Source organism: Hymenobacter sp. DG25A (assembly GCF_001280305.1).
GTDB lineage: Bacteria > Bacteroidota > Bacteroidia > Cytophagales > Hymenobacteraceae > Hymenobacter.
Map to the genome: position 1 here is coordinate 3581870 of NZ_CP012623.1, position 20574 is coordinate 3602443.

Annotated in this window: 23 protein-coding genes; 16 read left to right on the forward strand and 7 right to left on the reverse strand. The window is 58.9% G+C overall.

Going from position 1 to position 20574, the window contains the following annotated elements:
- Positions 1 to 113 precede the first annotated feature (113 nt).
- Both AM218_RS15315 and AM218_RS15320 read left to right on the forward strand, forming a co-directional pair.
- Complete coding sequence (locus tag AM218_RS15315) at positions 114 to 1517, forward strand: APC family permease (RefSeq protein WP_054414829.1); 1404 nt, start codon at positions 114 to 116, stop codon at positions 1515 to 1517.
- 87 nt (positions 1518 to 1604) lie between these two features.
- On the forward strand, positions 1605 to 2312 hold the full coding sequence (locus AM218_RS15320) for a phosphatase PAP2 family protein (RefSeq protein WP_054414830.1): 708 nt from the start codon (positions 1605 to 1607) through the stop codon (positions 2310 to 2312).
- Positions 2313 to 2390: 78 nt separating this feature from the next.
- On the opposite strand, the gene hemB is transcribed toward AM218_RS15320, so the two are convergent.
- The 5 genes from hemB to AM218_RS15345 all read right to left on the reverse strand — a co-directional run bounded on the left by hemB (position 2391) and on the right by AM218_RS15345 (position 6437).
- Positions 2391 to 3383, reverse strand: a complete 993-nt coding sequence (gene hemB / locus AM218_RS15325; protein WP_054415685.1) for a porphobilinogen synthase — start codon at positions 3381 to 3383, stop codon at positions 2391 to 2393.
- Positions 3384 to 3449: 66 nt separating this feature from the next.
- Positions 3450 to 3980, reverse strand: a complete 531-nt coding sequence (locus tag AM218_RS16870; protein ID WP_157547685.1) for a hypothetical protein — start codon at positions 3978 to 3980, stop codon at positions 3450 to 3452.
- Positions 3981 to 3997: 17 nt separating this feature from the next.
- The gene (locus AM218_RS15335; protein WP_157547686.1) at positions 3998 to 4528 is read right to left on the reverse strand and encodes a hypothetical protein; all 531 of its coding nucleotides are present in this window, start codon (positions 4526 to 4528) and stop codon (positions 3998 to 4000) included.
- 71 nt (positions 4529 to 4599) lie between these two features.
- The gene (gene rocD / locus AM218_RS15340; RefSeq protein WP_054414833.1) at positions 4600 to 5850 is read right to left on the reverse strand and encodes an ornithine--oxo-acid transaminase; all 1251 of its coding nucleotides are present in this window, start codon (positions 5848 to 5850) and stop codon (positions 4600 to 4602) included.
- 74 nt (positions 5851 to 5924) lie between these two features.
- A complete protein-coding gene (locus tag AM218_RS15345) occupies positions 5925 to 6437 on the reverse strand; it encodes a DUF2314 domain-containing protein (protein ID WP_082318269.1) in 513 nt (170 codons plus the stop codon).
- Between the two features lie 108 nt (positions 6438 to 6545).
- Here AM218_RS15345 and AM218_RS15350 point away from each other — a divergent pair, with 108 nt between their 5' ends.
- From AM218_RS15350 to AM218_RS15410, 14 genes are all read left to right on the forward strand, one after another.
- Positions 6546 to 6932 carry a RidA family protein gene (locus tag AM218_RS15350; RefSeq protein WP_054414838.1) on the forward strand — a complete coding sequence of 129 codons (387 nt, stop codon included), beginning with the start codon at positions 6546 to 6548 and terminating at the stop codon, positions 6930 to 6932.
- Positions 6933 to 7121, forward strand: a complete 189-nt coding sequence (locus tag AM218_RS15355; RefSeq protein ID WP_054414840.1) for a C1orf53 family protein — start codon at positions 6933 to 6935, stop codon at positions 7119 to 7121.
- Between the two features lie 97 nt (positions 7122 to 7218).
- Complete coding sequence (gene rpmB, locus AM218_RS15360; protein WP_044015540.1) at positions 7219 to 7458, forward strand: 50S ribosomal protein L28; 240 nt, start codon at positions 7219 to 7221, stop codon at positions 7456 to 7458.
- 167 nt (positions 7459 to 7625) lie between these two features.
- A complete protein-coding gene (locus tag AM218_RS15365; RefSeq protein WP_231717507.1) occupies positions 7626 to 9206 on the forward strand; it encodes an aminopeptidase P family protein in 1581 nt (526 codons plus the stop codon).
- A 256-nt stretch (positions 9207 to 9462) separates the two neighbouring features.
- Complete coding sequence (locus tag AM218_RS15370; protein ID WP_054414842.1) at positions 9463 to 10287, forward strand: DUF5602 domain-containing protein; 825 nt, start codon at positions 9463 to 9465, stop codon at positions 10285 to 10287.
- A gap of 214 nt (positions 10288 to 10501) precedes the next feature.
- Positions 10502 to 10684 carry a 50S ribosomal protein L33 gene (gene rpmG / locus AM218_RS15375; protein ID WP_044510387.1) on the forward strand — a complete coding sequence of 61 codons (183 nt, stop codon included), beginning with the start codon at positions 10502 to 10504 and terminating at the stop codon, positions 10682 to 10684.
- Between the two features lie 7 nt (positions 10685 to 10691).
- Positions 10692 to 10853, forward strand: coding sequence for a DUF4295 domain-containing protein (locus AM218_RS16445; protein WP_071843814.1), 162 nt, complete (start codon positions 10692 to 10694; stop codon positions 10851 to 10853).
- A 189-nt stretch (positions 10854 to 11042) separates the two neighbouring features.
- On the forward strand, positions 11043 to 12020 hold the full coding sequence (ftsY, locus tag AM218_RS15380) for a signal recognition particle-docking protein FtsY (RefSeq protein WP_054414844.1): 978 nt from the start codon (positions 11043 to 11045) through the stop codon (positions 12018 to 12020).
- Positions 12021 to 12155: 135 nt separating this feature from the next.
- A complete protein-coding gene (locus AM218_RS15385; RefSeq protein WP_157547687.1) occupies positions 12156 to 13304 on the forward strand; it encodes an acyltransferase family protein in 1149 nt (382 codons plus the stop codon).
- A 230-nt stretch (positions 13305 to 13534) separates the two neighbouring features.
- Positions 13535 to 14851 carry a 30S ribosomal protein S12 methylthiotransferase RimO gene (gene rimO, locus AM218_RS15390; RefSeq protein ID WP_054414848.1) on the forward strand — a complete coding sequence of 439 codons (1317 nt, stop codon included), beginning with the start codon at positions 13535 to 13537 and terminating at the stop codon, positions 14849 to 14851.
- A gap of 141 nt (positions 14852 to 14992) precedes the next feature.
- A complete protein-coding gene (locus tag AM218_RS15395; protein ID WP_054414850.1) occupies positions 14993 to 15805 on the forward strand; it encodes a phytanoyl-CoA dioxygenase family protein in 813 nt (270 codons plus the stop codon).
- Positions 15806 to 15908: 103 nt separating this feature from the next.
- Positions 15909 to 17501: a bacillithiol biosynthesis cysteine-adding enzyme BshC gene (gene bshC / locus AM218_RS15400; protein ID WP_054414853.1), complete on the forward strand. Its 1593-nt coding sequence runs from the start codon at positions 15909 to 15911 to the stop codon at positions 17499 to 17501.
- A gap of 6 nt (positions 17502 to 17507) precedes the next feature.
- Positions 17508 to 18086 carry a 5-formyltetrahydrofolate cyclo-ligase gene (locus tag AM218_RS15405; protein ID WP_054414855.1) on the forward strand — a complete coding sequence of 193 codons (579 nt, stop codon included), beginning with the start codon at positions 17508 to 17510 and terminating at the stop codon, positions 18084 to 18086.
- 104 nt (positions 18087 to 18190) lie between these two features.
- Positions 18191 to 18709 (forward strand): ExbD/TolR family protein, encoded by a 519-nt coding sequence (locus AM218_RS15410; RefSeq protein ID WP_054414857.1) that lies wholly within the window; start codon positions 18191 to 18193, stop codon positions 18707 to 18709.
- On the opposite strand, the gene AM218_RS15415 is transcribed toward AM218_RS15410, so the two are convergent.
- The gene (locus AM218_RS15415) at positions 18706 to 19275 is read right to left on the reverse strand and encodes a GDYXXLXY domain-containing protein (RefSeq protein ID WP_054414860.1); all 570 of its coding nucleotides are present in this window, start codon (positions 19273 to 19275) and stop codon (positions 18706 to 18708) included. The two genes, AM218_RS15410 and AM218_RS15415, sit on opposite strands and share 4 nt — an antisense overlap.
- Entirely contained in the window at positions 19272 to 20489 is a 1218-nt protein-coding gene (locus AM218_RS15420; RefSeq protein WP_054414863.1) for a DUF2157 domain-containing protein, read from the reverse strand. The genes AM218_RS15415 and AM218_RS15420 overlap by 4 nt, the downstream gene beginning before the upstream one ends.
- Positions 20490 to 20574 lie beyond the last annotated feature (85 nt).

Here is a 20574-nt window from a genome sequence, read left to right on the forward strand (position 1 = left end):
CATCAGCACCCCTCCCTGTTTTCTCCCGTCGGCAGGAAATAAAGCCAAACTTGCCCAAACCCGTCAAACATTCGCGCTTTATCCGACATTTAAGCCTGCAACTACTTCGCTCTATGCACCAACCCACTACTTCCACGGATTCAGCTGCTGCCACCACCGCTCCCGAGCCCGCCCTGCGTCGCCGCCTGGGCCTGGTGCAGGCCACCGCCCTTAACATGATTGACATGGTGGGCATTGGGCCCTTTGTCACGCTGCCGCTGGTAATGGGTCTGATGGGGCCCTACTTTCTGCTGGCCTGGCTGGTAGGGGCCGGCCTGGCCGTAGTAGATGGGCTGATCTGGAGTGAGCTGGGCGCCGCTTACCCGGAAGCCGGCGGCTCCTACCGGTTTCTGAAGCTGGCCTATGGCGAGCATAAATGGGGCCGACTGATGTCGTTCCTGTACGTGTGGCAAACCCTGGTGCAGGCGCCGCTGGTGCTGGCTTCGGGCGCCATTGGCTTTGCGCAGTATTTCGGCTACCTGGTGCCGCTCACGGCCTGGTGGCAGCCAAAGCTGGTTAGCGGCGCGGTGGTACTGCTGCTGGTATTGCTGCTCTACCGCCGCATTGAGGATATTGGCCGCCTGGGCGTGATGCTGTGGGTAGGCGTGCTGGGCCTCATGGCCTGGCTGATTTTTGGCGGTATCACGCATGCTACCCACCCGGTGGCCTGGCTGCCGGCCGGGGGGTGGTCGGCGGTGCCGGGCCTGCTGTTGTCGGCGGCTATGGGGCAGGCAGCCGTGAAAACCATTTACAGCTACCTGGGCTACTACAACGTGTGCCACCTGGGCGGGGAAGTGCGCGAGCCGCACAAGCTGATACCGCGCAGTATTTTCCTGAGTATTCTGGGCATTACGGCGCTGTACCTGCTGCTGAACTGGAGCGTGGGCACGGTTATTCCCTGGCAGGAAGCGCAGCATTCGGAGTTTATCGTCAGCACGTTTGTAGAGCGGCTCTATGGGGCTATGGCGGCTAAGGCTGCTACGGCTTTGGTGCTATGGGTAGCGTTTGCTTCCCTGTTTGCCGTGCTGCTGGGGTACTCGCGTATTCCGTACGCCGCCGCGGCCGATGGGGAGTTTCTACCCATCTTCGGGCGTTTGCACCCTACCAAGCAGTTTCCCTACGTTTCGCTGCTGATTCTGGGCGGGTTGGGGTTTGTGTTCAGCCTGCTGTTCCGGCTGGCCGAGGTCATCAGCGCCATTCTGGCCATGCGCATTCTGATACAGTTTGTGGGGCAGGCTATTGGCCTGGTGCTGCTGCGCCGCCGGCGCGGTACTACAGGGCTACCCTTCCGCATGCCCCTATACCCTTTGCCCGTAGTGCTGGCTATAGCCGTGTGGCTGCTGATTTTCTGGAGCACCGGCCTGCAGCTGATAGCCTCGGCACTGGTAGTAATAGCTGCGGGCTGCGTAGCATTTCTGCTGTGGAGCCGCAAGCTGCAGCGCTGGCCCTTTGCACCGGCACCTAGACATGGGAAATAGAAATAATTTATTGTATTTTATTTGTAAAAATTATTACTATCACTATTTTAGTGCTAAGTGTTATTGGAGCTACTTAGCCTAAAACCCATGAACGCATTTGATTATCACATTATCACCTTTGTAAACCAGTTCGCCCGCCAGTCCGATTTCTTCGACTCGCTGATTAACCTGTTCGTGTTCAATAACCTATTGAAGGGTGGCATTGTGGCCATGACGTTCTGGTTTCTCTGGTTTTATCAGCACACGCCCAACCGGGTACATGTCCGGCAGATGCTGCTGGCCACGCTGGTAGGTGGTTTGCTGGCCATGTTTGTGGCGCGGGTACTAGTGCATGTGCTGCCCTTTCGGGTGCGCCCCCTGTACAACAAGGAGCTAAAGTTTGTGAACCCCATTGCCGACTGGCGCAGCAAGACCTCTTCCTCCTTCAACGATGTAAACTCCATGCCCAGCGACACGGCCACGCTGGTGCTGGCTTTAACCACCGGCATTCTGCTGATTAACCGGCGCATTGGGTTGCTGGTGCTGGGGTACGTGCTAATCTTCGTGTGCCTGCCCCGCATCTATATTGGCGTGCACAACCCCACGGATATACTGGCGGGTGGGCTTATTGGGGCCTCCTGTGTGCTGCTCACCACACGCCCCTACGTGCTCAACCGGCTATTTGCGCCCCTGCTCACGCTGGGCAAGCAGTACCCCAGTGTGTTTTATGTGGGCCTGTTTATCATCACCTATCAGGTAGGGGCCATGTTTGAGGAGTTCCGGCAGATTGCCGTTTTCCTCTTTGGTACGCATTGATTCACATCTTGTAGCCCATGAAAAAAGCCCGCGTTTTCACGTGGGCTTTTTCGATAAGCAAAGTAGCAGACAGAACTGTTAGCCGCGGCGCAGCACCGCAGCGGCTTCCTTGGCGAAGTAGGTCAGGATGGCATCGGCCCCGGCGCGCTTAATGCTCAGCAGCACTTCCATCATGGTCCGCTCCCCATCGAGCCAGCCGTTTTGGGCAGCTGCTTTAATCATGGCATACTCGCCCGATACGTTGTAAGCCGTGACCGGCAGTTGCGTATGGTCGCGCACTTCCCGAATCACGTCCAGGTAGCTCAGGGCGGGCTTTATCATCACCATGTCGGCGCCTTCCTGCTCGTCCAGCGCCAGCTCGCGCAGGGCTTCGCGGCGGTTGGCGGGGTTCATCTGGTAGGTTTTCTTGTCGCCTTTTTTCGGGGCCGAGTCCAGCGCGTCGCGGAAGGGGCCGTAGAAAGCGGAAGCGTACTTGGCCGTGTAGCTCATGATGCTCACGTTGGTAAAGGCATTGCTGTCGAGCACCTCCCGGATCCAGGCCACGCGGCCATCCATCATATCCGAGGGGCCGATGATATCGGCACCGGCGCGGGCCTGCGCCAGGGCCATCTGGCCCAGCACCTCCAGGGAAGCATCGTTCAGAATCTCCCCCGATTCCGGGTCTACAACGCCGTCGTGCCCGTCGGAAGAGTAGGGGTCCATGGCCACGTCGGTCATCAAAACCACATCCGGGAACTGGCGCTTAATGTCGGTTATGGTTTTGAGGTAGAGGCCTTCCGGGTTGGCGCTTTCGCGGGCCAGCCGGTCTTTCAGGGCATCGTTAATGCCGGGAAAGGGGGCAAATGCTTTAATGCCCAGCTCTACGCACTGCCCGATTTCGTCGATGAGACGGTCGGCGGAGTGCCGGTAGATGCCCGGCATGGAGTGAATTTCAATCTGCTGATTCTGGCCTTCAATCAAAAAGACCGGGTAAATGAAATCCTGCACCGCCAGGTTGGTCTCCTGGACCATATTGCGGATAACTTCGGATTTACGGTTGCGCCGCGGACGGTGCGAGGGAAGAATAGGCATAGCTTCGTTCAGTAATGACATCAGAGCAGAACAACGGCCGCAAAGATAAGGTTGCGGCCGTGGGCCTTAGGGTAAGTTGCCATCAATCATGTAGCTGCCCCAGAAAGACAATATCAACGCTGCCAGACTACAAAATGCAAAAAGCCCAAATCCAGCCCAACCGCCCATGACTACCCACAGCACAATGCCTCCAATAAATACAATGGTGCCGAGGATTTGAAAAAAGTCTCCTTTCGGAGAAGCGGCGTGGACAGGTTTCTTTTGAGAATTGATAGTGTTGAGCCTCTTGGATCTGTGCACCGGCAACACTTGGAAAGTAGTAGGCGCTTGCAAAATTTGCCCGAGTGGTTTGGCGATTCTACCTGCTGAAGAAGTGGACTTAACCCAAGTTTTTGGCCGGATGACGGGCTGAAAGCGCGCTGAGAAATGAGGCTCCCGTTGCACCGGACTCGCAGCCGATAATTCCGGCTGGTAGGATGGAGCAGCTGAAAATTGTGGCTGAGCGCTAAATGAAAAAGCAGTTTGCTCACTGCGGCAACCTAATGCTACGCAGCCCATCAGGCCAATAACTAACCGGGAATACGTCCAATAGCTCATCGCCTAAATGTAGGCGCTTACATATTAAAACACTCCTGAAAAACGCCCAGCCACGCGTGCGGGCCACCAATGCCCAATACCAGGAAGTAGTAGCCCAGCATAACCCCGGCCGCGCCCACGCCCAGGCCCAGCCAGCCGCCCAGCAACAGCCCGGCTACCACGGCGCCTACCACCAGCACCGAGCCCACTACCAGATGCCATACTTTATTTTCCGGCTCGCCCTCACCCTGAGGGCGGGCAGTGCGGCGCAGGCCAGCACGGACAGCCTGTGGCTGGAGCGGTTGGGAGCGGCTCACCCGCTGGCTTGCCTCCCGAACAGGTGAAGCTGCTACGGGAGCCGATTGGGCCACTGCGGCCGGGGCCGCGGGAGTGACCGGGAGCATAGGCGTAGCGGGCCCGCTATCCGCGGTGGCGGTAACATCTTCCGGAGCGGATACGGCAACTACTGTGGCAGAAGGCTGAAACTGAAAAGCGGCCTTCTCACTGCGGCAGCTCAGCAATAGAGCCAGGGGCAGCAACAGGAAATGCTTGGTAGCTATTGATTTCATCAGCAAAAACAAACGGACCACCCGGAGAGGGTGGCCCGCTTCTTACGTGAAAGCCGAAAAAAGTTCTCGGGTTAAAACTCCATAATAGTCTGCTCAATGATGTCGCAGGCTTCGTGCAGCTGCTCTTCATTGATCACCAGCGGCGGGGCAAAGCGGATAATGTCGCCGTGGGTGGGCTTGGCCAGCACGCCGCGCTCCATCAGGGTTACACACACGTCCCAGGCCGTGCGGCCGTCGGCGTGGGGCTTGATGACTACGGCGTTCAGCAGGCCTTTGCCGCGCACCAGCTCTACTACTTCTGGGCGCTTGGCCTGCACGCGGCGCATCCGCTCCCGGAATACCTCGCCCATGGCGCGGGCGTTTTCAATTAGCTTTTCATCGAGCAGCACATCCAGCGCGGCGCGCATCACGGCGCAGGCCAGCGGGTTGCCGCCAAACGTGGAGCCGTGCTGCCCGGGCTGAATGGTGAGCATAATCTCGTCGCGCGCCAGCACCGCCGAAACCGGCAGCATGCCGCCGCTCAGGGCTTTGCCCAGCACCAGAATATCGGCGTGCACGCCCTCGTAGCAAGTGGCCAGCAGCGCGCCGGTGCGGCCCAGGCCGGTCTGAATCTCATCGGCAATAAACAGCACCTTGTGGGCTTTGCAGATGGCGTGGGCTTTGGCCAGGTAGCCTTCGGATGGCACCATCACGCCGGCCTCACCCTGAATGGGCTCTACCAGAAAAGCGCACACGTGCGGGTCCTGCACGGCTTCTTCCAGCGCCGCCAGATCATCATAAGGCACTACCTGGTAGCCGGGCATGTAGGGGCCGAAGCCGCCGGTGCTGTCGGGGTCGGTGCTGAAGGAGATGATGCCGGTGGTGCGGCCGTGGAAGTTATGCTCGGCCACAATGATGCGGGCCATGTTGGGCGCAATGCCTTTTTCCTGGTAGCCCCACTTGCGGGCCAGCTTCAGGGCGGTTTCTACGGCTTCGGCGCCGGAGTTCATCAGCAGCGCCTTGTCGTAGTTGAACAGCTCGCAAAGCTGCTTTTCGGCGGCGCCCAACTGGTCGTTGAAGAAGGCGCGGGAGGTGAGCGTGAGCTTCTGGGCCTGCTCCGTCATGGCCCCGATGATGCGCGGGTGGCAGTGACCCTGGTTTACGGCAGAATAGGCGGAGAGGAAATCGTAGTAGTGCTTGCCTTCCACATCCCACAGGTGCACGCCCTCGCCCCGGTTGAGCACCACGGGCAGCGGGTGGTAGTTGTGGGCACCATACTGGTCTTCGAGGGCCATCAGCTGCTGGCTGCGGGTCTGGGTGGCGGTAGGGGAGGTGGTTTCCATACAGGTAGTGGGGTTTGGAAGATAGCAGGCCTGAATTGCCCGAAATTACGAAAAAAGCCCGGGCGGCCCATCCCTCATTGGCCGCTGCTCTGCTGTAACTGGTCAATGAACTTACCAACAAAATTCCCCTCCTCCCGCCCGTCGGGCGTGGTAATGGTCCAGTCGAGCACGGCCTGCTCGGGAAACGTAATGGCCTGGTTAGGCTGATATTGCTGCACTAATTCCAAATGATTGGCCAGGGTGCCGGTTACCTCATTGCCCTGCCAGCTGGTTACCTGCACAAATACCTGCTCAAACTGCCCGTTGGAGTCGAAGAGGCGCGTAGTCAGGTAGAGCGTTTGTCCGGCCGGCAGCCCGGCGGCGTAGCGCTTTTTAACCGATGGCAGCGTTTTTTGAGCCTGCTTCACCGGTTTGGCAATCGTCTTATCCCATTCGCGCAACACATCTGCTTGTTCTGTCCCGGCCAAGCCAGACGGCTGTTCGGTAGGGGCGGCTTTTTTCTGGGCCTGCACCTGTGCAGGCACCAGCAGCGTGCTGCCCGCCAGCACGCTAAAGAAGAGGAAGCGTGGAAGTGAGGAGGAATTCATAGAGGATAGAATAGATAGGGGAAACAGGGGAATTTACCGGCTCCCAGCGGCTGGCCAAAGTACAACAAAACACTGCGCATCAGACAAAGTGGCCTACCTTTGTGCGCTATGGAAACACTGCATCACCCGGCTGCCCCGCAGGCTATTGGTCCTTACGCCCAGGCAGTAGTAGCCGGCGGGCTGGTTTTTTGCTCCGGCCAAACGCCCCTGGTACCGGAAACCATGCGCATTGAGGCCACCACCATTGAGGAGCAGACCCGCCAGGTGCTGCACAACCTAAGCGTGGTGCTGTCGGCCAAAGGTCTGAGCCTGTCCAACGTGGTAAAGACGACCGTCTTCCTGAAAAACTTCGCAGATTTTCCCCGCATGAACGCCACTTACGCGGCCGTATTTGGGGAGCACCGCCCGGCCCGGAGCACCGTGGAAGTATCGCGGCTGCCCTTGGATGCCCTGGTGGAAATTGAGTGCATTGCCGAGCTGGCCGGTAACAAGTAAATGGCCGCGCCTTCTGCCCCTCAGCCCCTGCAACCCGGCGACTATTATCTCACGCCCCAGGGCTATATGGTCTTCACGGAGCAGTATCACCTGCGGCGCGGCACCTGCTGCGGCAGCGGCTGCCGGCACTGCCCCTGGAAGGCCGACGGCAGCGCCAAGAAGCCCTCCAGCGGCCCAAAACAGAGCTAACCCGCTATTTTTCAGCCTTTGGGTTTGTTACTATCGAAGTTATACCGATATTTGCGTCCCTTTTTCAAGCACTGAAACCTTCAAGTCCCTCTATATCATGGCCCGAGTTTGTGATCTGACCGGCAAGCGTACCCGCGTAGGCAACAACGTTTCGCACGCCAACAACAAGACCAAGCGCAAGTTCTATCCGAACCTGCAGAAGAAGCGCTTCTACATCCCCGAAGAGGATGCTTGGGTTACTTTGAAAGTAGCAACCAGCACTATCCGCACTATCAACAAGAACGGCATCATGTCGGTCCTGAAGAAGGCGAAAGAGCAGGGCTTCATCGTTTACTAGTTTTTTTGGAAGTTTAGGAGCTTCTTGGGTGAAGCCTGCACTAAGCGGAACGCAACGTTTCCGTGTCATGTGGGTCTCTTCGCCGACTAAACCTCCTTTCTGTGCTTCCAGCCAAACTTCTTCGCCTGGGACAGCTCGCGCTGCTCTCAGGTCTGTTGGCCGCCCCTGTGGCTGCCACCTTTGCCCAGCGCGCCGCCGGTCCCGACCGGCCGGCCGATTTTCTGGACCCCGCATTTCACCGGCAACGGAGAGAGCTACTGCGTCAACAGATGCCGGCTCGCTCCGTTGCCGTTTTGTTTGCGGCCCCCGTGCGCAACCGCGCCAACGATGTCAACTTCCTCTACCATCAGGACCCGGATTTCTTTTACCTGACCGGCTACGATGAGCCCGATGCCGTGCTGGTGCTCTTCAAAGAGCCGCAAACCATCAATGGGCAGGCCGGGGTTACGGAGGCGCTGTTTGTGCAGCCACGCGACCCGCAGGCCGAGCAGTGGACCGGCCGCCGCCTGGGCAGTGCCGGCGCCAAAGACCAGCTTAAGCTCCAGTACACCGCCGAGAACAAGGCCTTTGCCGGAGCCGGTATCCGCTGGGCCGATTTCGGGCAGGTGCTCTTCACCAGTCTGCCTGCCGATGTGCGGGATGACCGCCGCGACCCCGCCGACCTCTACAACCTGGTAGCCGACTTCCGGCAGCAGGTCGCTGTGCCCGCCGACTACAGCCCGGCCCGCGCTGAGCTGTACAACCGGCTGCAGCGCTCCGGGGTAAGCAACGCCCCGCAGATGAAAGGCTACCTTGAAAGGCTGATGAAAGAACAGCCGGCCCTGGCCGCCGATACCTACATTCAGGGGTATTTGCAGGCCGCCACCGATGCCGAGCGCCAGAAGGCGCTGGCTGCCCGGCCCGTGGACCGGCACGACGCCAGCCTGCTTAATAATGCCCTGGACCAGCTGCGCGAGATAAAGACTCCGGAAGAGCTGGCGCACCTGCGCCGGGCCATCCGCATCAGCGCCGTAGGCCAGCAGGAGGTGATGAAGGCACTGAAGCCGGAGATGGGCGAAATGGAGGTGCAGGGCCTGCACGAGTATGTGTACAAGCGGTACGGTGCCGAGTTTGAAGGCTACCCCAGCATTGTGGGCGCCGGCGCCAACGGCTGCATTCTGCACTACGAAACCAACGACAAGCAGCAGGTGAAAAACGACCTGCTCCTGATGGACTGCGGGGCTGAATACCACGGCTACACCGCCGATGTAACGCGCACTATTCCGCCCAGCGGCAAGTTCAGTCCCGAGCAGCGGCAGGTATACGAGCTGGTGCTGGCTGCGCAGGAAGCCGGCTTTGCGGAGTGCAAGCCCGGCAATGCCTTCAGCGCCCCGGGCAAAGCCGCCCAGGATGTCATTACGGCCGGCTTGCTGAAGCTGGGCATCATTACCAAGCCCGAGGATGTACGCCGCTATTTCCCGCACGGCACCTCCCACTACCTGGGCCTGGATGTGCACGACCGGGGCACTTACGGGCCCCTGCGCGCCGGAAACGTTATTACCGTGGAGCCCGGCATCTATATCCCGGAGGGCAGCCCCTGTGATAAAAAGTGGTGGAATATTGGCGTGCGCATCGAAGATGATGTGCTCCTGACCAGCACCGGCTACGAAAACCTTTCCAAAGAAGCGCCGCGCACCGTGGCGGATATTGAGAAGCTGATGGCTAAATCCAGTGTGCTGGAAGCCTTTAAGCTGCCAGTGCTGAAATAGGTCAGCCTCTAAATGCAGGCATCATAAAATTGCACGGCTATATCCATGATTTTGTATATATTGCATTATTATCATTAATATTTGTGTCTTTAGGTGCTGCCGATGCTTTCCGGAGCACTAGGCTGCGCAGACGCCGGGTCCCTGGTATGGCTTTGTCCATACCAGGGGATGCCCTGACAGATCAGTTAGAGCAAAGCTGGTCTGGAGTCTGATTGCTCTGCAGGAAACATTCTGCTGTTATTTAATCCTTCATTTTATGCTTCATTCTCTTCTTTTTGGGGTGCACCGTGGGGTGCGTCTCTGGCTGGCTATTTTCATGATAGGTAGCTTGGCGTTTACTACCGCCTGCAACGATGATGATGATAACAACACTCCCCCTGCCACGCCCGTCACCACCTTCGGTGATGCCGTAACGGTAGGCAACGGTACTGCTCGCAGCTTTGTAACGGTGGATGCCAACGGGAACCCAACGGAAATAGGCATGCGCCTGACCGAGGCGGCCCTCACCGGCCTGCCCGCTACTAATACTAATCCCCCGGCCTGGTATATGCTCAACCTCCCGGCAAATTCTACTGCTAAGCTGCCCTTCAATCACCTTTCTCTGGACTGGAACCCCAATGGTCACGAACCGGAAGCGGTATATGGCAAGCCCCATTTTGATGCTCATTTCTACATGATTACCATGGCTGAGCGTGCTCAAATTGGCCTGGACGACGCCAAAGGAGACGTGCTGCCCGCTGCTAACCTGCTACCGGCCGGCTACCAAACGGTCCCCAACGTAGCGCCCTTCCGCACCATACCCATGATGGGCCGCCACTGGGTAGACCCCAGCAGCCATGAGTACCACGGCCAAGACTTCACCCAAACGTTTATCTATGGCTCCTACAACGGAAAGATTATTTTCCTGGAGCCCATGATTACCAAGGCTTACCTTGCAGAAAAGAAAACCGAAACCTTCACGCTGCCCCGCCCGGATGTGGTAGAGAAAACCGGGGTATACTATCCTACCAAGTACACCATCGGTTACGACGCAGCGACGAAGGAATATGTGATAGTATTGCACAACATGGAGCTGCGCTAAGCTGCGTTACGGACCTGGGCAGGAAGGAAAGGTGGCGGCCGTTGAGTGCCCTTTTTCGCCTCTGCCTAGCCTGCAGCGGCGGAATGCCCGCCTGGTGGGGGCGTAGCAGCATGAAAGTCAAAAAGATATTCCTGTGCTTATTGTTCGCCGGAGTGTTTGACAATTCCAAAAAGCCGTGTACCTTTGCAGTCCTTAATCCAAAAACTAAGTCGAGATGGCTAAAAAAGGAAACCGGGTGCAGGTAATCCTCGAGTGCACCGAGCACAAGAACTCGGGTCAGCCGGGCACCTCGCGCTACATTACCACCAAGAACCGCAAAAATACTCCTGAGCGCATTGAGCTGAAGAAGTTCAACTCTGTGCTCAAGAAGATGACCGTTCACAAGGAAATCAAGTAATTGAGCAATGGCTAAGAAAGTAGTAGCAACCCTGAAAACCCCAGGCGGTAAGGATTGGGCTAAAGTGATTCGTGCCGTTAAATCGGAGAAAACTGGTGCCTATACTTTCCGTGAGGAAATGGTGCCCGTGGATAAAGTGCAGGACTACCTCGCCACCGGCGTTAAGTAATCCGGCGCCCCAGTGGCATACCCACCGAAGTGAAGAAGTCCCGCCACCGTGGGACTTTTTTGCGTTGTAGTAGCGCGAAGCTCCAGCTTCGTGTCCCGTTGAGCAAGCCAGGCGGCCCACCGGCCGCGCCGGCTGTTCAACTTCCGCACCGACGCGTGAAGCTGGAGCTTCGCGCAACATCCTGACCGCATGGGACTTTTCGATTTTTTCAAGAAGGACAAGGAAAGCAAGGAGCAGCAGCAGGCTCTCGATGAAGGCCTGCAGAAGACTAAAACCAACTTCTTTGATCAGCTAAGCAAAGCCGTGGTGGGCAAAGCCACCGTGGACGAAGCCGTGCTGGATGACCTGGAAACGATGCTGGTGCATGCCGATGTGGGCATCGACACCACCGTGAAGGTGATTGACCGGATTGAGAAGCGCGTAGCCCGCGACAAGTACGTGAGCACCTCCGAACTGGACCGCATCCTGCGCGAGGAAATTGTGGAGCTGCTGGACGCCAACAGCGGCGCCACCGGCTCCCGCGCCATCCTGGACCGCCCTGACAATACCGGCCAGCCCTTCGTAATTATGGTGGTGGGCGTGAACGGAGTGGGTAAAACCACCACCATTGGCAAGCTGGCCCACCGCTTCCACTCTGCCGGCAAGAAAGTAGTGCTGGGCGCTGCCGATACCTTCCGGGCCGCCGCCGTCGACCAACTCATCATCTGGGGCCAGCGCGTGGGCGTACCCGTTATTTCCCACGGCATGAACACCGACCCCGCTTCCGTTGCCTACGATGCCGTGAAGCGAGGCGTGGAAATGGGGGCTGATGTAGTCATTATTGATACCGCCGGCCGCCTACACAACAAGGTGAACCTGATGAACGAGTTGACCAAAATCAAGCGTGTGATGCAGAAGGTGATTCCCGATGCGCCCCACGAAGTACTGTTGGTACTGGATGGCAGCACCGGCCAGAATGCCTTCCTGCAAGCCAAGGAATTCACCAAAGCCACCGAGGTAACGGCCCTGGCCATCACCAAGCTCGACGGCACGGCCAAAGGCGGCGTGGTTATCGGTATCAGTGACCAGCTGAACGTGCCCGTGCGCTACATCGGCGTAGGGGAAAAGATGACGGACCTGCAGCTGTTTGACCGCCATACGTTCGTTAACTCGCTGTTTAAGAAGTAAAAATACCCCGCTGGCTGCCGCCTGAGTAGTCAAAGGTTCTAGCATAGAGAGCCTCCTGAACGACAACGTTCGGGAGGCTCTTTTTTTGTGCCGGTGCAGGCAACGATTAGCTACCTTAAAGGCATCTCAGCCTATATGCAGCTCGTTTCCACTCCTTCTACCGCTGAACCCGGCACCACTGCCCGCCTCGACCCTTTTCTAAGCCAGAAGCTTCGCTTTTGGTCCTTGGTGGCCATGGTGCTGCTGGTGTACGTGCACGGGTACAACCTGCATCCGCGCTACCTGCAGCCCTGGACGCCGGTAGACGAGCCGCTGACCGTGGGCTCCTTGCTGCAGTATTTTCTGGCCAATGGGCTGCTGCGCTTCCGCATTCCTATTCTCTTTGCCATTTCCGGCTACCTGTTTGCCCACCACGATGCCGCTACGCCGCATAAAGAGCGGGTGAAAAAGCGCCTGCGCACGCTGCTGGTTCCCTATCTGCTGTGGAGTGCCATTGGCTTGGGCATGACATGGGCTATGGAGCAGTACCCTTATACCCGGCAGCTGGTGCTGGATGCCGCCCTCAGTATTTTCGGCCCGCAAAACCCCTTGGTGAGCGGCTACAGCCCGGGCGAGCTGCTGTTGCGCTGGCTGCTGCTGCCGGTGCCGTTTCAGCTGTGGTTTTTGCGCAGCCTGTTGGTGTATAACCTGGCGTACCCCTGGCTGCGCAAAGCGGTGGAGCGCGGCCCGAAGATTTATTTTGCGGTGGCGGGCTTGCTGTGGCTACTGGATATTGGAGTGCCACCCTTGTTTGAGGGCACCGGTTTACTGTTTTTCGCGCTGGGTATCTGGCTGCGCAAGCGCCAGGTGGATATGCTCACGCCGCCCCGCTGGTTCCGGCTGGGTCTGCTGACGGCCGGGTGGCTGGGCATTGTTTCCCTGAAAACCTGGCTGGCTTTTTACCTGCAACAGCCCCCATTCCTGCCCATGCTGCTGCTGCACAAAACCGCCGAAGCGCTGGGCGTGCTGGTTATGTGGTTTGGGGCCGATGGGCTGGTGCGGGTGGCTATGCGGCAGCGCTGGTTTGTGTGGCTCACGGCCTTTTCCTTCATGATTTATGTCCTGCACGTGCCGCTGGTAAACTACGCCACCGAAGCGGCGCTGCGCCTATGGCCCCAGCAGAACCTACTGGTCTTCCTGTTGCTGCCGCTGGCTATTGTGCTGGTTGCGGTGCTCGTGGGGGCGGTGCTGCGTCGCACCATGCCGGCCGTGTACGGGCTGCTCACGGGTGGGCGGGGGCTGTAGCGGCTTGGTATTGCCGGTTTTTAACTTCGGCTCTGCGCCCGGGGAGAGCAGGCGGCTGCCCATAGGCTTTCGGTGAGGCTGGAAATTGCCGCTCTCAAGCAAAGGAACGTTCGCAGTAGGAAAAGGCGTTGCCTCGTTCGTACCTTTGCGGTCCAATTTTCGCCGCGAGCCAGAACCGGCAACCTTCTCATGCAGAAGAAATTGCCCGTCGGCTCGTTTATACTATTTGCATGAAAGTCAGAAGCCAGCAGGCCAATAAAGTCAACGTCATTACCCTCGGTTGTTCCAAAAATGTTGTCGATTCGGAAGTACTGATGGGCCAATTGCGCGCCAACCAGTTTGAGGTAACGCACGAAGCCGACAAGAGCGACGCCAACATCGTCATCATCAATACCTGCGGCTTCATTGATAACGCCAAGCAGGAAAGCATTGACACCATCCTGCGCTACGCCGATGAAAAAGAGGCTGGCAAGCTGGAAAAGCTCTACGTAACGGGCTGCCTTTCCCAGCGCTACAAGGATGATCTGGAAAAGGAAATTCCGCAGGTAGATGCCTATTTCGGCACCCTGGAACTGCCCCAGCTGCTGAAAACCCTGGAGGCCGACTACATGCACGAGCTGGTGGGTGAGCGGCTGCTGACCACGCCCAAGCACTACGCCTACTTTAAAATTGCCGAAGGCTGCAACCGGCCCTGCTCGTTCTGCGCCATTCCGCTGATGCGCGGCAAGCACGTAGACCGCCCCATTGAAGACCTGGTGAAGGAAGCCAAGCGCCTGGCTAGCATGGGTACCAAGGAGCTGATTCTGATTGCCCAGGACCTGACCTACTACGGCCTGCAGCACTACGGCGAGCGGAAGCTGGCCGACCTGCTCCGCAACCTCTCCGATGTGAACGGCATCGACTGGATCCGGATGCAGTACGCCTATCCTTCGCAGTTCCCGCTGGATGCGCTGGACGTGATGAACGAGCGCAGCAACATCTGCAAGTACCTGGATATGCCCCTGCAGCATATTTCGGATAACATGCTGAAAACCATGCGTCGCGGCATCAGCAAGCGCCGCACCGTGGAGCTGGTGGACACCATTCGGCAGCGCGTGCCGGGCATTGCCCTGCGCACTACGCTCATTGCCGGCCACCCCGGTGAGACGCAGCAGGACTTCGAAGACCTTTACAACTTCGTAGAAGAAACCCGCTTCGACCGCCTGGGCATCTTCACCTACTCGCACGAGGACAACACGCACTCCTACACCCTGGAAGACAACGTGCCCGCCGACGTAAAGCAGGACCGCGCCGACCAGATTATGGAGCTGCAGCAGGGCATTTCCATGGAGCTGAACGAGCAGAAAGTAGGGCAGACCTACAAAGTGCTGTTCGACCGTAAAGAAAGCGGCTTCTTCGTGGGCCGCACCGAGTTCGACTCGCCGGAAGTAGACAACGAAGTGCTGGTGCCTGCCAACAAGGACACCCACGTGCGCCTCGGCGACTTCGCCACTGTGAAAATCAACGAAGCCTCTGACTTCGACCTCTACGGCGAGCTGGTGCGCTAAGCAAAAAAGATCTTTTCTGTCATGCAGAGGCGGAGCCGAAGCATCTCGCGTGCTGATGTTGTGGTCCTAACCAATAATCACCACACTAGCGAGATGCTTCGGCTCCGCCTCTGCATGACGTCTAATTAGTAGCTTGCGGCCATGAAAGCGCAGATAAATCAGCGGGAGGTAGAATATCGGATCGAAGGCGAAACCGGCCCCCAGCAGGCGCAGGTGCTGCTGGCCGATGCCGTTGACCTGACCGCCGGTACTGCTTGGGCCGCGCAGGGCTACACCGTGGCTCCGTTTCTGTCTGTCGATGAGCAGCGCCAATTGCAGCAAGGGCTGGAAGCCTTAGTGCGTGAGGCGCTGTCTAACGCCGGCCGGCCGGTAGCGCCGGATTTCCCGGTCAACCAGTATCATCAGATTGTCGGGGATGACCGGGACCTGCACCTAGCGGTCATCCATCAAACCAAAGAATACCGCCAGGAGCGCTTGCCCGTGCCGTCCGCTTTGCTGGAAGCGCGCGTCTCGGAGCTGTGCGGGAGGCCGGTACGGGCGTTGAACCCCTGGGACGGGGAGCGGTTTTTTCATCTGCGGATTGTGCGGCCCAACCGCGCCGACAACAACCCCCTGCACCGCGACGTGTGGCTCCCGGATTACCGGGACTGCCTCAATATTTACGTGCCCGTAACGGGCAGCACCCCGGATTCCTCCCTCACGCTGGTGCCGGGCAGCCACTGGTGGCCGGAAAACCGCACGGAGCGTACGCGGGGTGGGGCCGTATACAACGGGGTTGCCTTCACTGTGCCGGCTGTAACGGCTGCCGCCGAGCCCCTGGAAATCATTCGGCCCAACCCGGGCCCGGATGAGGTGTTGGTGTTCTCGCCTTATTTACTGCATGGCGGGGCCGTGAACCTGAATCCGGACGAAACGCGCATTTCGCTGGAAATGCGGTTTTGGTCGGCGGAATAAACTGCCTGGCCAAGAGCGTATTGGCATGGGAAAAGTGGTGGGTCGAAAATTGCCAGTTACTTTGTAGCGGCTGGCTGGTTATAGCCGAATATTTTCCCTGCGTATGTCTGTTACGACCCTTAGTTACGCCAATACCGGCGCGTTTTCTCCCCTATTGACCGATTACCTGGCGCATCACGAAGCCTTGGCGCCGTTTTATAACCGCTTTCCACAGCTGGATGAATTTGCTGCTCAGATAGAAGAAAAGCACGCTTCTTATACGCCCGAAGCTCGGCAGCGCCTGGTAGCGGCCCTGCGCGAACAGTATGCTTCCTTGCCCAGCGTGCACCCCGCCGTACAGGCCAATTTGGACCTGCTGGCTAAGGAAACCACTTTCACCATCACCACTGGCCACCAGCTCAACCTGCTTACCGGGCCGCTGTATTTCATCTACAAGATTGTAACGGCCGTGAAGCTGGCCCGCCAACTCAAGGAGAAATTTCCGCAGTATGATTTCGTGCCGGTGTATTGGATGGCCACTGAGGATCACGACTTTGCCGAAATCAACCACCTCAACCTGTTTGGCAAGAAGTACGAGTGGAACGCCCCGGAAACGGGTGGCCCCGTAGGTCGCCTGGCGCTGGATGGCTTAAAGGAAGAGCTGCTGGATCACCTGCCCGCCGACCTGCCCGCGGCCTTCCGCGAGGCGTATGAGCAGTCGGCTACGCTGGCGGAAGCTATGCGCCGCCTTACGCACGCCCTGTTTGGGGAGTTGGGTTTGGTGAGCATCGACGGGGATATGCCCGCGCTAAAGCAGGCCCTGGTGCCGGTGCTGGAAAAGGAAATCCGGGAGCAGGCCTCTAACCGGACCGTGCAGGCCGCCAATGCGCAGCTGGAAGCCGCCGGCTACAAACCCCAGATCTATTCGCGCCCGCTTAACCTGTTCTTCCTGACGGATACCGGCAAGCGGGAGCGGCTGGAGTATGATGCCGCCCAGGACTGCGCCCAGATTACGGTGCGCAACACCGGCCGCTGCCACACACAGGAAGAGCTGCTGGCGCTGGTGCGCGAGCACCCCGAGCAGTTCAGCCCCAACGTGGTGCTGCGGCCCCTGTACCAGGAAATTCTACTGCCCAACCTCTGCTACATCGGCGGCGGGGCCGAAGTAGCCTACTGGTTTCAGCTGAAAGGCATATTTGCGGAGAACAACGTGCCATTCCCTATTCTACTGCTCCGCAACTCGGCACAGTACATCAGCAAGGCCAACGCGGGCAAGCTGCGCAAGCTGGGCCTCACGGCCACCGATATTTTCCGGCCGCTGCCCGAGCTGAAAAAGCAGGTGGGCGCTACCCTGGGTCAGGAAGAAATCAGCCTGAAAGAGCAGCAGGAGCAATTGGCCGCGGCCTTCCAAAGCATTGCCGACCTGGCCCAGCGCCTGGACCCCACGCTGGTGCGCACCGTGGCAGCCGAGCAGCAGAAGGTATCGGGTATTGTAACCGGGCTGGAAAAGCGCCTGAGCAAAGCCTCCGAGGCCAAGCACGAAACGGCCTACAGCCAGCTGGCGGCGCTAAAGGAAAAGCTGATGCCCAACGGGCACCTGCAGGAACGGGAGGATAACGTGCTGAGCATCCTCATCAACAACCCCGGCTTTATTCAGCAGCTGCTGGAGGCGTTTGATCCGCTGGCACTGGAGTTCACGGTGATTGAGGAAGAGTAAGAGCTCATGCTGAAAGCTGATCTGCGCCGCCTGATGCTGGAACGTCGCCGTGCCCTGCCCGAGGCAGAGGTGCAGCGGCGCAGCCTGGCCCTGCGCGAGCAGTTACTGCAGCATTTTCCGGTAGCGGAGTGGCGGTGGCTGCATCTGTTCCTGCCCATTCCGCACCACCAGGAACCCGATACCTGGGCAATTGTCAACTGGATTTGGGAGCACCAGCTACCCGTGCGCCTAGCCGTGGGCGTGGTGCAGCCCGATGGCGAGAGCCTGCGCCACTACGAGCTGTTGCCCGGTAGGCCCCTGCAAACCAACCGCTGGGGCATTCCGGAACCGGTAGCTGCCCCGGAAGTGCAGCCCTCACAGCTGGACGCCGTGCTGGTGCCGTTACTGGCTTTTGATGAGCAGGGCCACCGCGTAGGCTACGGCAAAGGCTTCTACGACCGGTTTCTGCAGCAGTGCCGCCCCGATGCCCTGCGCATCGGGGTGAGCATGGAGCCTCCCATTGCCCGCATTACGGACAGCTGGGCGGGCGATATTCCGCTGCACGCCTGCCTCACGCCGGAGCAGGTATGGCGTTTTGATGCCTAGGCGGAACAAACTCAAAAATAAAAGCGCAAACCAGCTGGCTGCCTGAACAATAACCAGGAAAAGCGGGGCGTTGGCCGGAGACAACCTCTAACCAATCCACCATCATGGCCGAAATTCAAGCTGCTCCCGCTGCCCGTAGTGGCAAACCCCGCGTGAAGAAGAATGCCTTCCGTCTCGATATGACCCCGATGGTGGATCTGGCTTTCCTGCTGCTCACGTTCTTCATGCTGACCACCACCTTCAACAAGCCCACGGTGATGCAGCTCCACATGCCCGTCAAAGGCAAAGAAACGCCCCTCCAACAAAGCCGGGTAATGACGCTGATTCTGGATAAGCGCAGCCAGGTGCACTATTTTTTCGGCCTGAATTCAGAAACCGACCCTACCGTAGCCAAAACCAAGCTGCATACCACCGACTTCGGGGCTAACGGGCTGCGGCAGGCGCTGCTCCAGCGGCAGCAGCAAGACCCCGCTACGGTGGTCCTGATTAAGACCACTGCTGATGCCAAATACCGGGATATGGTTGATGCCCTGGACGAAATGAATATCACCAATCAGCAGAAATATGCCCTGGTGGATTTAAGCCCCGCCGACCGCACCCTGCTGCAGAAGCACGGCTTCTAGTTGCTAAACCGGGTGGTGGAGTCCTCTGCCACCCGGGTAATGCGCGCCTGCCCCCAGGGCGCAATGCTGACGTGCACCAGAAGCGGGTGCCGGGCGCCCAGCCGTTCCAGGGTGCGCCCGGTGCCTTCGGGTACGTAGTATTTCTCCAGGTTGTAGCGCAGTACCAGCTTGCGCCGCCGGCTATGGCCTATCCAGCCACGTAGCACCACCGTGCCGGCCGGCGTGGCGGGCGCCTGCGCATACACGCCTATGGCCTCATAGGCTGCCCCTGCCGGGCGCAGCAGCACGTACACGGGCTTGCCCCGGCGTGGTATCGGCCCGGCTTCGCGCCACAGGCTCAGGGGCAGCTGGCTGATGGTAAAGCGCAGCCGCACGTAGTCGCCGTACAGGAAGTCGCGCGGATCCAGGGGCGTGGTGCGTAGCACTATGGTTTGGCCATAGGCGCGGGTAGCGTAGCCGGCCGCCGCCACGGCCAGCAGAAACAGCACCTGTACGGCTACCAGCAGGAGCAGCCAGTGACGGGCTCCCGTAAACGCCGCCCGCTTCCGAAACAGCCACTTTCTCATGAGCGCGAAGAGTCAGAGTTGAGCGTATGCTTGTTGCGGCGGCGCAGGTACCAGCTCAGGCCCAGCAGCAGCAAACCACCAATCAGGAAGAACAACGACTTATCCATGAACTCCCAGGTAAGCTTGAAGTAGGCCACCATGGTGGTCAGAATAAACAGCATGGTACCCAGACTGATGCGGTCGGGGTTTCGCTCCTGGTGGGCGCGCACCAGCAGGCTGCCGGAATACGCGTAGAGCACCACCAGCGCGGCCACGGCCAGTGGCAGCCCGCCGGGAAAGTAAAAGCCCGGCAGGAGCAGCAGCCAGTCGGTGGCGCTGCTCAGGCGGCCGCGGGCACGCTTGCCGGCCAGGGAAATCAGCAGCACAACGCCCATAGCGCTCAAGTACGCCCACAGCGGCGGGCGCAGCAGTTCGGTGTAGCTCCCGGCCTCGCCGTACAGGGCCAGCCCCAGCATAAAGAGAAACGCAGCCACCAGCGGCGGTCCTTGCAGGGCCCGGCCGGCGGGGCGGTCGGGTTGCCAGTCGCCGGCCGCATAAATCAGCATGGCGGGCACGAAGAACCAGGTGATTTTGACGTGCAGCAGCCCAATGAGCAACCCGGCCTGCCACAGAATGCCGGTGGCCAGCACGCCGGCTAGCAGGGCATCGGGGTGGCGCCACCAGTAGTAGCCCAGCCCGCCGGCCGTGAGCACGGCCGCCGCTACGCTGAAGGCGCCCAGCTCGCCGGTGTTATAGCCCTGCACAATGCCCCCGATAACGACCGTGAGAATGAACAGAAACCGGCTGCGATACAGAAACGTGAGGGCCACGCCCGCCACGGCCCAGGCCAGCAGCCCCGTCACATCGTATCCGATAAGCTGGTACATCTGGCTGACCAGCACAATGCCCGCTCCGAAGAGAATCAACCCCAAACCCGTCAGCCCAATACCTACGGCCCCGTTGCCGCGGCGCAGGAAATAGTCGCCGGTGGCGTAGGCCGCAATCATGGAAAGCAGCAGCAGTCCCAGGCGGACAAACTCCGGTAGGCCTTGCCAGTTAGCGGCTACCAGACTAAGCGCGCTCAAACCCACCAGCAAACTGCCCAGTAGTGGCAGCAGGCCAATGGCTTGTTTATCGATGGGGTAGAGGTCCAGAAGTTGCTGATGCTGCTCCGGGCTAATAATACCTTTCTGCACCCACGCTGGGCCCTCTGTTTCCAGCAGCTTTCGACTCATAATAGGTTGAACTTACGCAGAAATAAGGATGGGGAGGGTAATAATTTCATTTTTTTTCACAGATATCTAAACAGGGTATATAATA

Bases quoted from the DNA above. Each gene is read 5' to 3' on its own strand.
- AM218_RS15315 (WP_054414829.1), top strand. From the start codon at position 114: ATGCACCAACCCACTACTTCCACGGATTCAGCTGCTGCCACCACCGCT.
- bshC (WP_054414853.1), top strand. From the start codon at position 15,909: ATGTCTGTTACGACCCTTAGTTACGCCAATACCGGCGCGTTTTCTCCC.
- hemB (WP_054415685.1), bottom strand. From the start codon at position 3,383: ATGCCTATTCTTCCCTCGCACCGTCCGCGGCGCAACCGTAAATCCGAA.
- AM218_RS15355 (WP_054414840.1), top strand. From the start codon at position 6,933: ATGGCCGCGCCTTCTGCCCCTCAGCCCCTGCAACCCGGCGACTATTAT.
- AM218_RS15335 (WP_157547686.1), bottom strand. From the start codon at position 4,528: ATGAAATCAATAGCTACCAAGCATTTCCTGTTGCTGCCCCTGGCTCTA.
- rpmB (WP_044015540.1), top strand. From the start codon at position 7,219: ATGGCCCGAGTTTGTGATCTGACCGGCAAGCGTACCCGCGTAGGCAAC.
- AM218_RS16445 (WP_071843814.1), top strand. From the start codon at position 10,692: ATGGCTAAGAAAGTAGTAGCAACCCTGAAAACCCCAGGCGGTAAGGAT.
- AM218_RS15370 (WP_054414842.1), top strand. From the start codon at position 9,463: ATGCTTCATTCTCTTCTTTTTGGGGTGCACCGTGGGGTGCGTCTCTGG.
- rimO (WP_054414848.1), top strand. From the start codon at position 13,535: ATGAAAGTCAGAAGCCAGCAGGCCAATAAAGTCAACGTCATTACCCTC.
- AM218_RS15350 (WP_054414838.1), top strand. From the start codon at position 6,546: ATGGAAACACTGCATCACCCGGCTGCCCCGCAGGCTATTGGTCCTTAC.
- rpmG (WP_044510387.1), top strand. From the start codon at position 10,502: ATGGCTAAAAAAGGAAACCGGGTGCAGGTAATCCTCGAGTGCACCGAG.
- AM218_RS15410 (WP_054414857.1), top strand. From the start codon at position 18,191: ATGGCCGAAATTCAAGCTGCTCCCGCTGCCCGTAGTGGCAAACCCCGC.
- AM218_RS16870 (WP_157547685.1), bottom strand. From the start codon at position 3,980: ATGAGCTATTGGACGTATTCCCGGTTAGTTATTGGCCTGATGGGCTGC.
- rocD (WP_054414833.1), bottom strand. From the start codon at position 5,850: ATGGAAACCACCTCCCCTACCGCCACCCAGACCCGCAGCCAGCAGCTG.
- AM218_RS15385 (WP_157547687.1), top strand. From the start codon at position 12,156: ATGCAGCTCGTTTCCACTCCTTCTACCGCTGAACCCGGCACCACTGCC.
- ftsY (WP_054414844.1), top strand. From the start codon at position 11,043: ATGGGACTTTTCGATTTTTTCAAGAAGGACAAGGAAAGCAAGGAGCAG.
- AM218_RS15320 (WP_054414830.1), top strand. From the start codon at position 1,605: ATGAACGCATTTGATTATCACATTATCACCTTTGTAAACCAGTTCGCC.
- AM218_RS15345 (WP_082318269.1), bottom strand. From the start codon at position 6,437: ATGAATTCCTCCTCACTTCCACGCTTCCTCTTCTTTAGCGTGCTGGCG.
- AM218_RS15415 (WP_054414860.1), bottom strand. From the start codon at position 19,275: ATGAGAAAGTGGCTGTTTCGGAAGCGGGCGGCGTTTACGGGAGCCCGT.
- AM218_RS15405 (WP_054414855.1), top strand. From the start codon at position 17,508: ATGCTGAAAGCTGATCTGCGCCGCCTGATGCTGGAACGTCGCCGTGCC.
- AM218_RS15420 (WP_054414863.1), bottom strand. From the start codon at position 20,489: ATGAGTCGAAAGCTGCTGGAAACAGAGGGCCCAGCGTGGGTGCAGAAA.
- AM218_RS15395 (WP_054414850.1), top strand. From the start codon at position 14,993: ATGAAAGCGCAGATAAATCAGCGGGAGGTAGAATATCGGATCGAAGGC.